The following is a 16,185-nucleotide window of genomic DNA, read 5'->3' as shown; positions in this document are numbered from 1 at the left end:
GCGGATACAAAATCAGGACACATCGTCCAGAGAGATTGGAATCTCATTGCCAAAGGAACCCGCATGACAAGTGATTTTGCGGAGTTCTTAAAAAAAATCAGCCGATACTAGAGCGCTTCCCTGCAAAATAATTGGTGAGATGTACGGTGTGGATGGTAAAAAATTCCAAAGACAGTACAAACAAAATATCAGCAATTTTAGAGATTGGAACGAAAAAACCGAACGCTGAAGATTGGATTCTCTACGAAAAAAAAGAGGGTCTTCTTAGTGAAGACCCTCTCAGCGGGCTGGAAGGGACTACAGTCGAACACCTCATATCTATTTTAACCTTTTTAGACAAACTAGCTTAATCTAACAAACCCCTAAATAGGTTCAATGTTTACAAGAGAAATGGTACATCTGATAAGGGATTTCAATGCCAAACTTAAAAAAAACAGTAATAAATTAAGATCCATTATCAAAGATCCTATTGAAATGCGTTCCTGTCGCTTCATCATATCCTTTTCATGGTATTAAATCTAATAGCTTTTCATGAATTATACGGGCAGCCTCTTTATAAACTACATGGGAATTATTAGTATTAAAACATTTTGTATAATTTTTAAATAAAGCCTGTTAAGATGTTGCAAATATTTAGACCGATAGTTGAATAAATCTTTCAATTACCATCTATAATTGTAATACAAATCTATTACTGGTTCTTCATTCTGAAATCTTTTGGAGACATTTTCATTTTCTTTTTGAAAAATTTTCCAAAAAATGACTGATCGCTAAAATTGAGCTCTTCGGCAATCTGATTGATAGATAGACTAGAGTTTAAAAGCATATCCCGGGCCTCAATGATAACAGATGAGGTAATAATATCTCTTGTGGATTCTCCTGAAGTTTCTTTAACAATACGGGTTAAATAACTTGGAGTGATAGAAAGTTTTTCAGCATAAAACTCTACTGCTCTTTCTTTCCTGGAGTGTTCGGTGAGCAGGTTTAAAAACCTGTGGATTAAATCTTTTTTTCTGGATGTTCTAAGATCAGTTGATTGAGGTTCTATTCCCCTGTATATGGTCATTAATTCAAGAAAGAGAACATTAAAATAATGATAAATAAGATCTTTTGAATAATACCTTTCCTGCTCATTGTTTTGATTTATTTTATCAATGAGAAATTTGAATGAGAAAATTTCATTCTTAGTGGGTTGCAAAATAGGTGACTGGACTTCGGAAAAGAAAATGATTTCATTTATGTAATTCATATGACGAATATTCTTTTTTATAAAAGAATCATTGAAGACAATGCCTACACTTTTTACACCGGTATTTAAATTAGCTAAATAGATGGTGGCATCGGGAGGTATAATTAAAATCTGGTCTTTTGTCACCGTTATCGTGCTTAAATTGATTTGAATTTTTAGTTCTCCTTCCGTAATAAGTATAATTGCAGCATTGTCTGTTCTGAATGGATATTCGTAAACGGTTTCAATAACGTCAGAGGTCTCTGTGACAATAAAAAAATCATTATTGATCTTTTTTTTATCCGCATTTTTATCTACGATCTTTAAAAGTTCATGTATATTATGAAATACTATCTCGCTCATATTAAACAGATTTAATTTTCTAATGCAAATGATAAAGGTTGGATTATATTTTCCTATTTACTAATTGGGATTCTCAGGTAATATTTTTAATCTGATCGCTCTCAAACCATTCACTCCCTGCATCGGCTCAAGCTCTAATTCCTCAATTTCGCTGTCGATCAGGTTTTGCTTTTGTAAAAAGAAAATATGCTGTAGGTAATCTTCGATGTCTTTCTGATGATAGAAAACGATTGCAATTTTGCCGGGTTGTGTCAGTCTTTCATTTCGATCTTTTATAAACGCTTTGTCTATTCTCTTTTTTATAATCTCATACCGGATATTGTAAGATCCCTCCACATCGAATCGTTTTTCGTCTTCTCTAAATGAAATACTTATCGTTTCCGGGTGGACAAATATAAGCTGCGTGGTCTCCACCGCTTTTGGCAGCGAACTTTTAATCCTTTCCATACGTTGAGCTACTGAAATCATACTTTTGAGCTGACAGATTCTTGCATTTTTTACATAGAGCATATTAAAAGGCTTTTTAGGAGCTATGGACTGACCAATATATAAGTTAAATTCTACGCCATCTGTACGGTATTTCTCGAAGTAGCATGGAAAACAGTTTTGTATGTCTTTGAGCATGTCATCCAAATACAAGTGAATTAAATCATTAAGTATTTTGAATGTTTCTTCCAGTGATTTCCGATTGGATTGAAACATCAGACCTTCCTCCACAGCATTTAGATAATCTACCGCTAAATTATGGATACTTTGATTTTCTTGAGAAAGCAGAGTGAGCACTGCTAAAGATTCCTCCTTCAGGAAATGATTGATTTCAGCTTCTTTTGCGGTACTGATTTCAGCTTCTGCTATCATTTCACAAAAATCCATTGATCTGTGGCTCATCTCTTCAAGGATTGGAATTTTTATGATTTTTGTAATATCAGCAAGCGCTGCCCGCAGTGATTCCAGTTGAATTTCAAGATCCTCACGGGCAGCTTTGTTACGGGCACTCGTGGAGTTTCTGAAATCAATAGCGCCGTACAAAGGATAGAGATCTTTGAATTCGACAGAGATGAATTCGTTAATGTCGTTCCCTGCTTTTTTTTGCAAATGCTGAATGCCTGCATTATTGAATTTCCATTCTACTGCAGGTTGTATGGCTGTAAACTGATTCTTGATCTCCCTGTCAAGCAAACCGGTATAGTTTTTTGTAACAGAGTCAAACATGTTTTCCAGTACCGGCAGAATGTCCTGAAGATTCGAGAACATGAGTTCCGGAATGATTGTTTTATTCTCAGCAAATATAATAATCAGCCCCGTTAGTGAACCTCTGCTAAAAACGGGCTGCAACATCAGGCCTTTCTTATGATCCGGCATCAGGCTGTTCATATTTTCATGGTCAAATCTTCTCAGAGGATCGTTTGCGTAATTTTTAATGACTTCATAAAACAGAATTTCGTTAACATGATAATTTTCCAATACTGATGTAAGTGTCGTCTTAAAAGAGTCCCATATCTCAACGATAAGGGTGTCGTTGATATGCATGATTGGAAGCATCAGAATATCCATATTCTGGTATCCAAGCAACTGCTTGACAACATCTGTTATTTTCTGATGAATACCGTCATTCATCTCCTGCGACAGGAGAAATGACTTTAGCTTTTCTTTAAGTATTTTATTAGTGTATTCTGTGATCTCTATAATAGTGAATCCCGAAAATGTGAACTGACTCAGGGGCAGCCTTTCTTGCAAAACGTCTAAAATGGATTTGGCATTAGTAAAATCTTTTCCGGTCAGCATTTCACTGATTGGAGGCACAATCCCTTTATAGGATACTTCGGAATATTTCGTATTTAAATTAAGCTTGTAGTATTGTTCTTTATTTTCAATGTTTAGGCAGATAATATTTTCGGGGGGACTTAAAACATTAATACCATATAATTTTTCTAGGATATAGTTATAAATTAATGTTTTAAGAGCGTCTTTTTCATTAAGCTCCTCTTGCAGGGGATGATGAAGGAAATTCAGCTCATTTGAAGTGTCCACCGAAGATAGAAGATCGTATAATAGCTGGGTACCATAAATTATTTTAGGGACAAACAATGGCGAAATACCCCAATAATATGTTTTTTCATTTTCAAGAGGGTTGACCGTCAGCTGATAAATCAATTTAAATACCTCAGAGAAATATTCAGCGTTCTCAATGTCAATTTTGCAATCACCATTAGGGAAAAAGCTGATTATTTTTTTCTTTGCCAGTTCTAAAAGGCGGTGGTTGATTGATTCGTCCTTTGCATATTGATCTAGAAAATGCAAAAAGATATCCACAGAAAATACCGATGATACGAAATCAACTTCGCTTTTTTTATAATTCCACGTTTTTGCATTCATAAGCATCTGATTTGATGATTCATTTTCTGGCAGTTTCAGCCTTTATTTTCTTAATTAGTCGGTTTTTGCTGAATGCAGGTATTCCTATTTGAAGCACTTGAAAATGAGATTTCGTAAGATTCGAATACAGGTTTTAATTCATTCTCATAAAATATGGTCTCGGAAGAGACACTCAGCAGACGAAAATCATTATCCAGGTATTCGCACTCGCAGTTGGGAAGCAGTTCCTTTATATCTTCTCTTAACCAGAACGCATCCATGATTTTTCTGAATTTCGTTCTAAAAACCATTTTAGTTCTCATTTTCGATTTTGTTTAGAATTTTCAATGATAATAGCAATGTCTTCAGCTGTATAGCTTAGGATTTTAATGCCTACAATGTATTTCCATAGCCAGGATAAAAATCCGGAAATCTAAGTAGTCACGGTAATTTTTAATCCTTCGGCCGTATCTTCAAGCAAATATTTTCTATATAATTTAGCGGCTAGCAGATCAATTCTGAATGAAAAATATTCGTAAGTTCTATTCTCCTCTACAATACCGTTTACTTTTAAAAAATTACGGTGTTTCACAACAAAAGTACTGTTCGGGCTTAATCTACGGTTATTATACTTTGAATATTCGATATTAAAATCCCATAAGCTCCAATGGTCGATATCCGTGATGAGTGACCAAACATTTTTTCTATAGATCAAATGGCTTACACCAGACAAAGATTTTTCCCACATATATTTACATCCTTTTGGTATTATATGCAAATATCCGTACTGGAATCTTACCTTAAAAGGTCTAAATAGAGTGTAAATTGGTCATAATCTGAATTAGCTGCTGTTTTTAGACAAAAATCTGTAAATTCCCGTTTGGGAATCGGACGTTTTGATTTTAGTCTGTTCGTTCCAAATGTCTCCTGGATGATTAACTGCTGTTGCTTTCCGCCGATCATTGAGTTGAAGATCAACAATTGCCATCACTTCATTTTTAATTTTTTCATTATACACCGGACAGCATACCTCGATCCGATGGTAGATGTTACGATTCATCCAGTCCGAAGAACCCAGATACACTTTCGGTATGCCTCCATTTTTGAATATGAAAACTCTTCCGTGTTCCAGGTAACGGCTAACAATTCTTTTTGCAGAAATATTTTTGAGGCTTGGTACTTCAGGATTGAGACAGCATATACTTCTTACAAGCAAGTCAATTTTTACGCCTGCCTCTGCGGCTTCATAAAGCTTTTCAATTAATACCATATCCTCAAGATTATTCATTTTGAGGATAATCCCTGCAGGTTTGTCATTTTTAGCATTAGAGATCTCTGTATCAATTAATTTGAGAAACTGTTTTTGCAGGTTGAATTGAGAAACCAGCAGATTGTCAAATTTGATTTCTTCATGCCCAAAAGGCTTTCTCCTTTCAGTAAGGAAAGAAAATAAGTTTTTAAGTTCTTTTGTGATTTTTTTATGAGAAGTAAAGAAGACGTGGTCTGTATAGAACCTGGAGGTGATTTCATTGAGATTTCCGGTTGCTATTAAGGCGTGTTTTGTTTGTTTTCCGGAAACCTTTTTGACTATGAGTGCCACCTTTGCGTGAACTTTTAGACCTGGTATACTGTTGATGATTTTTACTCCTGCATTTTTCATTTCAGCGGCCCATCTCAGATTATTCTCTTCGTCAAACCTTGCTTTCAGCTCAATGAAAACAGTAACTTTTTTACCGTTTCTGGCAGCGGTTATCAGTGCACGGGCAATTTTTGAATTGCCGGCCACTCTGTATAAAGTCGTGTAGATTTCATTGACTTCCGGGTTTGTAGCGGCTTCATTAAAAAACTTTAATACGGTATTATATGAATGATAGGGTGTATGGATTATCAGATCTTCCTTGCCTATGGTTTCCAACACCGAAGTTGCGTCTTTTAGTGCTGGTGAAATATGGATGAGTGGCTTATACAATAAGTCTGTTCTGTTAACCGGGAGCGATGACAGGTCTTTCAGGTGGTGGTAGGCACCGCCTTCAACTATGTTTTTTTTGGAAATACCTAGACATTTTATGATGTGGTCAAGCGTTATTTCGTCCGCTCCGCGTTCATATAGAAGCCTCGTAGCATCTCCCAGGTCTCTTTTTTTAAGTTGTCTTTCAATTTTCTCAGCCAGATCACCTTCATATTCATCCTGCAAATCCAGTTCGGCATCCCGGGTGATCTTGATATTCAATATCTTTTTAACCGTATAATGGCGAATAACAGATGGTAAGAAGTTTTTCATGATGTCATCCAGAAAACAGATCATCTGTTTTCCAACCCTGTATACAGTATAAAAGCGTGAAAGTATGTCCGTAGGTATATTGACAATAAAATACTGTTGATGTTCATTTTGGTCTTCGCAAACAATAACCTGATAAAGTACATTGTTTTTAGCAAAAAATTTTTTGATTCTGTTTCTTTTCAGGGGTACTATTTCAAGAAGCCCTAAAACCTCTGTATAGAAATATTCTCCCAGCTCTTCAGATAAAGTATGATATAAAGGTTTTTGATATAAAATTTCTATCCCTTCTGCATTCAATTCCGGTATGAGCTGATTGCGCAGAAGAAGGCCAAACTTTTCCTGCTGTGAATCAATACGCATTTGGACGGTATTGAGAATTTTTCTTGCGTGAGCATTTTTATTTTTATGGTCGGAAAATACCAATGAAGGCATTCTTACTCTGTAAAACTCATCTAGATTTGATGAGAATATAGATAGGAAATTGAATCGCTCCATCAACGGGACATCGCTCGTTGCCGCTTCCAGCAGAACTCTTTCATTGAAGTCGAGCCAGCTTAAATCACGTTGTTTGTATCTGTTTTTCATAATAGGTTATGTTAAGATGCTTTTGTTTTACCTGTCAGCAAATTTCACAGAATAATATAGATCAGGAAAGGTCTTTAGATAGCATAAAATGGTTTATTTCAGTAAGCTTGGAAGAACTGTTTTACTTTCTTCAAGTTATTAATAATATTGGTCTATAATAAATTACAAGTTTCATTATAGACCAATATCAGACTAAAATGGACCTTTTTACTCGTGTATTGTCTATTTACATTTGTATCGTGAACCAATTTACAAATTTTGGATCCCCGTAACGATTAAATTTTTTTATTTATGATAATCACAGAAAAGAAAGGTCTTGTTTTATTAGGAAGCCTGCTGCTGTTTTCGGCGTGTGGCGGAAAAGAGCAGCCGAAGGTAAAAGCCGAACCTATAAAGGTAGGTGTGCAAAAAATAGAGGTAGTTTCCCGGCCTGAAACATATTCTTACAGCGGAAACATTCTTGCAGACAACAGTGTTAGTATTGGTTTTGGTGTTTCCGGCCGTGTCACCGCTGTGTATGTCCAGGAAGGGCAGCGGGTGTCCAGGGGACAGCTTCTGGCTGCTATTGAGACAAGTACCTATCAGAATGCTCTTTCCGTTGCCAGTGCTGGAATGGAACAGGCCCAGGATAATTTCAACCGTCTCAACCAGCTTTATCTTAAAAAAAGCTTACCGGAAAGAGATTATATCGCTGCAAAAGTAGCTTTGGCACAATCTAAAGCCAACCGTGACATTGCTCTGAAAAATCTCCGCGATACGAAGCTGTATGCTTCTTTTTCAGGTATTGTTTCACAGAAGCTAACCGAAGCAGGGGCAACGGCGGCACCGGGAGTTTCAGCATTCACTATTGTGAAAACCGACAAGGTTTATGCTACTGCATCTATCACAGAGAATGAGATCAGCTCCCTTAAGATAGGAGATGTTGCAGAGGTTTCCATTCCAAGTCTCAACCGTACGATTCGCGGAACTATTACGATTATTAATCCGCAGGCGGACGACAATTCCAGAACATATACGGTGAAAATACGCCTTGACAATCCAGGAGGTCAGATATTACCGGGGATGATTACGGATATTAACATCAATACGGGGAAAAGTAAAGATGCCATTATTTTGCCGGCTCAGGCTGTGCTTAAAAATCCTGACGGTTCAAGTTACGTTTATACCGTAAAATCTGCTAAGAACAATTTCACAGCATTTAAAAAGAGGATCGAGATGCAGAATATGGCAGGCACAAGTGACATAATCATCAAAAGCGGGGTGACTCAGGATGATCAGGTGGTCATTTCCGGGCAGACGCAGCTGGAAGATGGTAAAACGGTGAAGTTTTAACTCATAAAGAAATGAAAGAAATGACGAATAAGAAAGTGCATTTTCTGGAAGCTGCTATGAAGCACAAGCAGGTGGTTATTGTGTTGGTGGTGCTGTTGATGGTGCTGGGAATCAATTCCCTTATGAATATGCCCAGAAGTGAAAACCCCCGTATCGATATGCCCGTTGCTGCGGTCTATGCCTTTTATCCGGGAGCCGATGAGCACCAGGTAGAGGAAGAAGTAGCAAAAAAAGTAGAACAGTATCTTTTCTCTTTTGAAGAGATTAAAAAGAAAAAAGTAAAAGCGGAGGTAAAAGAAGGACAGGTATTCTTCACTGTAGAAATGAATGACAATGTCAAGGACCGTAAGAAGTTCTGGCATACCCTTCAGCTTGATATGGATGCCAATCTGCGCCCCAAACTTCCTGCTGGTGTCGTAGGGCCTTTTATCAACAGCAATTTTGCCAGTGTAACGGCGATGATCATCTCCGTATCTTCCAAAGAAAGATCATATGCTGAGATAGAAAGTTATCTGGATAAGCTGGAAGACGGCCTGAAGGTAATACCTACGGTGTCCAAGATCAACCGTTCCGGAGGACAGAGGCAGCAGATTTACATTAAAATCAATGATCAGAAACTTCAGCAGTATGGCTTTGGGGTTAATACTTTGGTTAATGCAATTCAGCAGCAGAACGTAACTGGGTACAATGGGGAAATATCCAGCGGTTCCAACGCGATCATTCCGGTCTATACCAACAGCCGGTATAAAAATATATCCGATATTGCCGAGCAGATTGTCTACACTACACCTGCAGGCAACGTAGTTCGCCTGAAAGATGTGGCAGAACTGGAAAGACGTTTTGAAGAGCCTTCATCTTTTGTAAGGGTAGGCGATGAAAAAGCGATGGTACTGACCGTTGATATGCAGCCTGGAAATAATATCGTAGCCTTCGGAAAAGAAGTGGAGAAAAAGATTGAAGATGTCCAGAAGGATTTCCCGCCGGACATCCATATGAAAACGATTGTAAATCAACCGGAAGCGGTTGGGGAGAGTATCAGTCATTTTATGATCGAGTTTGCGATGGCGATAGGTTCTGTGGTACTCGTGGTGATGCTGCTGCTTCCTATACGCGTTGCGGGTGTAGCTTCTGCGGCAGCACCTATCTCTATCGTTATAACTTTCGGGATCATGCAGATCGTTGGGCTGGAGCTGCATCAGGTAACCCTTGCTGCCTTGATTATTGTTCTCGGTATGGTGGTCGATAATGCCATTGTGGTGGTTGACAACTATATTGAAAAACTCGATGAAGGCCTCACGCCGTGGACTGCAGCCTGGCAGGCTGCCCAACAGCTGGCACTTCCGATCTTTACGGCAACTATGGCGATCATCTTTGCATTTGCTCCATTAGCTCTGTTTATGGAAGGAATCGCAAAGGATTTTATGGTTTCATTACCGATCACAGTGGCTATTGCACTGATCACATCAATGCTCGTTGCGCTTTTCCTTACGCCTTATACCTGTTATGTATTCATCAAAAAAGGATTGAAGCATAAGGTAAGCGAAAGGCCTCCGAAGAGAAATATGCTGGACCATCTGCAGATTGTTTTTGATAACGGGGTAGGGCTTGCGTTTAAATGGCCGAAGACCACCATGTTTATTGGTGTAATGTCTATTGTTACCGCCTTGTTTATTGCGACCAAAGTAGATCCGGAGTTTTTCCCGCTTAGTGAAAGGAATCAGTTTAATATGGAAGTCTGGATGCCTAACGGAACTTCACTGGAGAAAACTGAAGTTAAAGTAAAAGAACTTGAAAAGATTCTTAAAAAAGATAAGCGGGTAGTGGATATTACCAGCTTTGTAGGGATGAGCTCCCCACGTTTCCACACGACCTATGCACCGGAATCTCCTAAAAAGTATTTTGCACAGGTCTTCATAACAACGGTCAGCAACGATGCGACTAACGAAATGGCGAAGGAATATCTCGAAAAGCTGAAAAACTTTATACCGGACGGTTATCTGAAAGTGAAGCAGCTCAGCTTCCAGGAAGGTTCACCGATTGATATTCGCGTGGTCAGTAATAATGAGAGCGACCAAAGAAAAGTAGCGCTTGAAGTGAAGAAGATCCTTGAAAATACCGAAGGAACCAACAATGTACGTCTCAGCAGCGAGTACGACTATATGGGTGTAAAGCTGAATATGAACGATGTTAAAGCCAATCGCCTCGGTGTGACTAATCAGGCCATCACACAAACACTCGGAGCCGGGTTGAAAGGATATTCCGTATCGACATTATGGGAAGCCGATAAACCTGTTGACATCTTCCTGAGATATGATTCCGTGAGCAGAAAAGATATGAATGCCCTGGAAAATCTTCACGTTCAGTCTTATTTCGGAGAAAAGATCCCGCTTAAGGAAGTGGCAACATTACAGCCGGAATGGCACACGGGAGTTATTTCCAGGAAGAACGGTATAAAATACACCAGTGTTTTTGCTGAAGCCCAGCTGGGGCCTAAACCGTCGAGAATCTTAAAAGAGGCACAGCCGAAGATCGATGCGCTCGCATTACCTGCGGGAACAATCATTCAGTATGGTGGCGATGCAGAGGCAACCCTTGAAAACACACCCGGAATGCTGCTTTCGCTTTCTGTGAGCCTTATCCTGATTTTCCTTACGCTTTTGTTTCAGTTCAAGAGTCTGGGTAAAGCACTCATTATCCTGTGTACTTTCCTTTTAAGTCTCTTCGGAGCGTTTTTCGGTTTGTTCATTACCGGAAACCCATTGGGAATGACTGGTTTTATGGGAGTCATCAGCTTGATAGGCATCGTGGTAAGAAACGGGATCATCCTAGTAGATTATGCGGACGAGCTTATCCGGGAGCATGGGTACACGCACAAGGCGGCGGCTATGGGCGCTGCGAAGCGGAGAATGCGTCCGATATTCCTTACTTCAGCCGCAGCGGCTGTTGGGGTTATACCAATGATTATCGGTAAATCACCAATGTGGGCACCATTGGGAAGTGTATTGGCTTTTGGGCTTATTTTCTCCATGATCTTTACGCTTTTCATAGTTCCTGTAATGTATTACAAGCTATTGAAAGATCCTGTTCCTAAGGATACAGATCCTGAAAACCAGTCGGATGATGATGTTATTTTATATAAACCCAAACCTCATCATTAAAATAATTCTAATATCAATTTTTTAACCGGTTGTCCTGAGTAAAATTCCTTGTTCATAAACGTCGTCGTTTATTACTACAGGGCAACCTTTATTTTAAAAAAAATGAAAATCATATACGATACGATATCAAAAATAGTTGTTTTACTGATGTTCGCAGGAACGGTAAGTCTTCAGGCACAGGAACGGGTGGTTTCTGTGGATGAAGTAAAAAACCTGGCGTTAGAGAACAATAAAAAGATAAAGAAAGCACAGCAGAGCATTGAAGCTGCCAAAGCGGCAAGAACGGTTGCAGAAGCGGGAGGAAAACCTACTGTGGACGGAAGCGTGGGCGGATACTACTTCTCTAAACCTCTTTCGAACATTGTACCGGAAGTATTGGGAAGTGCCAATCTGAACGTTACCCAGGTTCTGTATGCAGGCGGAAAAGTGGAAACCGGAAAGAAACTTTCTTCAGCAGCTGTAGATCTGCAAATGGCGCAGAAAGATCTTACCAAAGAAGAGGTGAAACTGGCTGCAGAGACCCTATACTGGCAAATTGTAAATGCCAAGGAGAAAATTTTACTGGCAAAAGAATACAGTAAGCTTTTGGATGAACTGCATGTCAATGTTAAAAATTCTTTTGATGCGGGACTTACCTATAAAAATGATCTGCTTAAAGTGGAAGTTCAGCAAAACGAGGCTCAGCTAAACCTGAAACGTGCGGAGGATGGTCTCAGCATTGCCAAATTAAACCTTGCTCAAATTGCCGGTCTGAGTAGTCCTGATTTTGATGTTGAGGATTCTGTAAACGGTAGTTTTGACGGTGTTTTGGATGGTGGACAGTTGCAGCCGGTCAATCGTCCTGAGCTTTCAATCCTAGCAAAAGCAGTTGAAATCAATGAGCTTCAGGAGAAATTATTGGATGGCGACCGCAAACCTACAGTTTCGCTTTCCGGGATAGGCTTTTCCAGTTTCGGGAAAAACGTAGACCCTATTAAAATGAAAAATAATATGCAGGGATTTGTAGGAATGCTTTCTGTGAGTATTCCGATTTACGACTGGGGCGCAAGAAAGGAGAAAGTAAAAGAGCAGCAGTATAAAACCAGTGCCCAAAAACTTGAAATGGAAGAAACCAAAGAGTTATTGGTTCTGGAAGTTCAGAATGCGGTAATGCAGCTTAATCAATCTCTTAAGCGTATTGAACTCTCAGAAAAATCTCTTAATCAGGCCACGGAAAACCTGCGCCTGAATCAGGACAGATATAACGCGGGAACTGTAGTGGCGGAAGAAGTGCTTAAAGCACAGGTCTTGTGGCAGCAGGCAAAATCAGAGATCCTTGATGCCAAAGCAGAATATAAAATCAATGAAGCCAAATATAAAAAGGCCGCTGGTGAAAATTAGCTGGCATTGGCTTTAAGAGAGCCGTTTTTTTCCATCTAAAGTTATCATTTATCCCATTTAAGTATTTTGATTGTTGGCTGGATTCGGCAATTGTAAAATTGACTGAAAAATTTTAAAAGAAATATTTTAACCAATTCATTATGAAAAGATTTGAAAATAAAGTGGTTCTCGTTGTAGGAAGCACACAAGGAATCGGAAAGGCAATCGTTGAACGTTTTGTTCAGGAAGGTGCAGTAGTCGCATTCACAGATATTACGGACGATGGATTTGAACAGGAAGACGAATATAGAAGAAAGGGTTCAGAAACTTATTATGTCAAAGCAGATGCAACTGATGAGAATTCTGCACGTGATACCGTTAAGGCTGTAGTGGATCGTTTCGGACGAATTGACATAGCAATAAACAATGTGGGTGGACAGATGAAAAGTGATACGCCTAATCTGATGTTCCACGAAACAACTACACAAGGTTGGAACGACACAAAAGACCTTAGTGAAAATTCAATTTATTATTACATGAAGGAAGAGTTGGCGGTAATGGTAATCCAGGGTAATGGTGTTATCGGAAACACGGCTTCAGTTGCCGGATTAAAGCCTCAGTTCTCCTTAGGGGTAACTCCAGCTTACGCAGGAGCAAAAGCTTCGATCATGCATTTGACACGGTATGCTGCTCTTCAATATGCAAAGCTCGGAATACGTGTTAATGCTGTAGCTCCAGGAGCTGTAGCTACAGAGGCCTTAAAAAGTTCTCTAACAACGGAACAGCTTCAAACTATCATTGATAAATCACAGCCTAACGGACGTTTCGTTGAGCCTCAGGAAATCGCTGCTGCATTTGCATACCTTTGTTCAGATGACGCTATATCTGTAAACGGTGTTACATTAGCTGTAGACGGAGGGATGTCAGTGTCCTAGTTTTTTTATACAATCATATTTCCTGAAAATATAGAGGAAAGGAAAAAATGGTTTAAGGAAATACAGCTGCATAAATAAAGATGAATCTTCTTTTATCTCTTAAATTACTTACAAGAGCCGCATGTCAAAGACATGCGGCTCTTGTATCATGCTCGTAATTTAATAAGCAGAGCGATATTTTTGAGGATATTTTAAATATTGATTACATTTACGATAGAACATCACCTTGTTGATGACTATAATTAAAAGCCTATCTTTTGAAAAATTCAGATGTAAAATTTCATTCCATTGAGGATATATTGTCGGTTGTACAACCAAATAATGATTCGTTCATTATGAAAAAGATCTTTAAAGGTCTTTATCTCGTAGACGATATTGAATATGTGATGGATAATTCTTTTTCGTACCCTTTCCGGACGGATAATTCAGCCATATTGCTTGTTCTTAAAGGAGAGCTGAAAATACAGGTTGACCTGATTTCCTATTCAGTCCGGAAAAATGATATGATCATTATTCCTTCGGGCAGTATTTGCAGGACATCAGAAATTACTGAGCCAACCAGGCTTCTTGGGCTGGTATTTACTGATGAATTTGCAAACAGCAATATTCAGAACATTCAGGATATCAATACGGTTCGTTTTTTCTTCATAAAAAAATCACCACAGATATCCTTACTTGAGGAAAATTACAAGGCATTCCAACTTTTGCTAAAACAGCTGGAACCACTTACATATTCTGTTACCAATTATAAAAAAGATAAAATTTTTCATTACTTTAATCTAATCATAATCGAGATCATGGATTTCTACAGATCAGGAGAACATTCAGAACTTGAATCCAAAACCATACGGAAAAAGGAAATTGTCCAAAATCTGATTCAGCTTGTGCATAAACATGCATCTGTTGAAAGACATGTGGAGTTCTATGCAGATAAACTATCGGTTACTCCGGGATATCTAACGAAGGTCCTGAAAGAGGTTTCGGGGCTTACGACCCGTGAAATCATCGAAGAATCCGTGATTATGGAAGCCAGGGATCTGCTTCTCAATACAAATCTCACTATTGCAGAAATAGCTTATCAACTCCACTTCAGCGACCAGTCATTTTTCGGCAAATTTTTCAAAAATAAAATGAAAAAGTCACCGAAGAACTTTAGGGAAGTTAATCTATAAATAAAAGTCCTTTCATTTGTCAGACTTTGAATATCTTTAATGAAAGGACATTTAAACAAATATAAATTGGTTAAAATATTTTAGTTGTCATATAAAATGATCTCTGCAGCTCTTGAAGCCATTGCCATCATTGGACCGTTTCCATTGCCTGATACCATAGTTGGAAGTATTGAGCAATCCATAATTCTGATTCCTTCAAAACCTCTCAAACGAAGTTTTCCATCCACCGGATCGTCATCATTAGGACCCATTTTACAGGTGGAAATTGCATGGTATCCACAGAAACCTTTGTCAAGAACCAAATTGATAAGATCTTCAGGAGAAACCATGTCTACTCCCGGAAGAGTTTCATGATCAAGATAGTCGGCAATCGGGTTTGAAGCGAACAGGTTCCGAAGTCTTGAATACAGGTTGATAAGAATATCCTTGTCATGGTCAGTAGCACAGTAGTTGGGATCTATATATAATTCAGAATGAACGTCTTTTCCGGTTATTTCCAGATAGCCTTCCGAAGTAGGGCGCAAAGGATAGCCTAAAGCTTGCACGCCTCCCCATTTTTCTATTGTTGGTGATTGCCCAGGGGCATATTCGTTTACTGTAAAAGGCGCCATTAGCATCTGCGCATCTACACGCTCCTTTTCCGGGGTTGATTTACAAAAACCCATTACCTGATAGGATGGTTTCGCCATAATGCCTTGTTTTCCCGACAGGAAATATTTAAGTCCCGAAACGGCTTGTGCCAATGGATTGTTGATATGCCTGTTCATTCCAATATTTTCCTTGAGCCTGTATTTCAAAACAAGATCTCTGTGCTCTACCAAATGTCGGCCGATATGCTGCTGATCAAGTCTTACTTCTACACCTGCTTTCTTCAATACTTCTGCAGGACCTATCCCGGAGTTCATCAGTATTTTAGGCGATTTTATTCCGCCTAATGAAAGTATTACTTCTTTTTCGGCAAATATTTTTTCCGTTTTTCCTTTGCGTGTTACCTGTACACCAATCACTCTGTTACCCTTGAAAATTAATTTTTCTGCCAGTGTTTCAGTAACAATAGTCAGATTTTCTCTGTTTTGTATCGGTTCCAGAAATGCATGAGACGCACTAACTCTTTGACCGTTTTTGATGTTGCATATCGTATGGCCGATTCGCTCTTCATCAGATTCGTTGACATCTTCCAACCTCTTCAGTCCAACTTTTGTTCCTGCCTCAACTACAGCTTCCATCAATGGTTCTGGATCCGAGAGAGGTCCCACACCCAAAGGTCCACCTTCTCCGCGGGTAACCGTTGCTCCAAGACGATTGTCTTCTATTTCCTTGTAATGTTCTACAATATGTTTCCAGGCAAAGTCATCGGCACCTCCTGTTGCTGCAAGACCATCCCAGTCCGGCTGCGTCCCTCTGTTGTAGACCATTC

General features: G+C 39.0%; 11 protein-coding genes. 5 read left to right on the top strand and 6 right to left on the bottom strand.

Annotated elements, in window-relative coordinates:
- Positions 1–691 precede the first annotated feature (691 nt).
- The 5 genes from IX38_RS22210 to ppk1 form a co-directional block, all read right to left on the bottom strand.
- On the bottom strand, positions 692–1,591 hold the full coding sequence (locus IX38_RS22210; protein WP_051884987.1) for an AraC family transcriptional regulator: 900 nt from the start codon (positions 1,589–1,591) through the stop codon (positions 692–694).
- 60 nt (positions 1,592–1,651) lie between these two features.
- Complete coding sequence (locus IX38_RS21230; protein ID WP_131368742.1) at positions 1,652–3,967, bottom strand: hypothetical protein; 2,316 nt, start codon at positions 3,965–3,967, stop codon at positions 1,652–1,654.
- A gap of 50 nt (positions 3,968–4,017) precedes the next feature.
- The gene (locus tag IX38_RS21225; protein ID WP_034708027.1) at positions 4,018–4,269 is read right to left on the bottom strand and encodes a hypothetical protein; all 252 of its coding nucleotides are present in this window, start codon (positions 4,267–4,269) and stop codon (positions 4,018–4,020) included.
- 110 nt (positions 4,270–4,379) lie between these two features.
- On the bottom strand, positions 4,380–4,694 hold the full coding sequence (locus tag IX38_RS22205; protein ID WP_051884984.1) for a hypothetical protein: 315 nt from the start codon (positions 4,692–4,694) through the stop codon (positions 4,380–4,382).
- Positions 4,695–4,787: 93 nt separating this feature from the next.
- Positions 4,788–6,812 carry a polyphosphate kinase 1 gene (gene ppk1 / locus IX38_RS21215; protein ID WP_034708026.1) on the bottom strand — a complete coding sequence of 675 codons (2,025 nt, stop codon included), beginning with the start codon at positions 6,810–6,812 and terminating at the stop codon, positions 4,788–4,790.
- Positions 6,813–7,103: 291 nt separating this feature from the next.
- Between ppk1 and IX38_RS21210 the strand changes: the two genes are divergently transcribed.
- From IX38_RS21210 to IX38_RS22200, 5 genes are all read left to right on the top strand, one after another.
- On the top strand, positions 7,104–8,144 hold the full coding sequence (locus tag IX38_RS21210; protein WP_034708025.1) for an efflux RND transporter periplasmic adaptor subunit: 1,041 nt from the start codon (positions 7,104–7,106) through the stop codon (positions 8,142–8,144).
- Positions 8,145–8,164: 20 nt separating this feature from the next.
- A complete protein-coding gene (locus IX38_RS21205; RefSeq protein WP_051884988.1) occupies positions 8,165–11,302 on the top strand; it encodes an efflux RND transporter permease subunit in 3,138 nt (1,045 codons plus the stop codon).
- 102 nt (positions 11,303–11,404) lie between these two features.
- Entirely contained in the window at positions 11,405–12,682 is a 1,278-nt protein-coding gene (locus tag IX38_RS21200; RefSeq protein ID WP_034708023.1) for a TolC family protein, read from the top strand.
- Between the two features lie 140 nt (positions 12,683–12,822).
- Complete coding sequence (locus IX38_RS21195; RefSeq protein ID WP_034708021.1) at positions 12,823–13,596, top strand: SDR family NAD(P)-dependent oxidoreductase; 774 nt, start codon at positions 12,823–12,825, stop codon at positions 13,594–13,596.
- A gap of 335 nt (positions 13,597–13,931) precedes the next feature.
- The gene (locus IX38_RS22200) at positions 13,932–14,768 is read left to right on the top strand and encodes a helix-turn-helix domain-containing protein (RefSeq protein ID WP_051884979.1); all 837 of its coding nucleotides are present in this window, start codon (positions 13,932–13,934) and stop codon (positions 14,766–14,768) included.
- A gap of 80 nt (positions 14,769–14,848) precedes the next feature.
- On the opposite strand, the gene IX38_RS21185 is transcribed toward IX38_RS22200, so the two are convergent.
- Positions 14,849–16,185 (bottom strand): GMC family oxidoreductase (locus tag IX38_RS21185; protein ID WP_034708020.1); only part of this gene is annotated, 1,337 nt, incomplete at its 5' end.

Origin of the sequence: Chryseobacterium luteum (genome assembly GCF_000737785.1) — a bacterium.
GTDB classification, from domain to species: Bacteria; Bacteroidota; Bacteroidia; order Flavobacteriales; family Weeksellaceae; genus Chryseobacterium; species Chryseobacterium luteum.
Note: the sequence above shows the minus strand (reverse complement) of the source record. Positions and strands in the feature narration are given on the sequence as shown.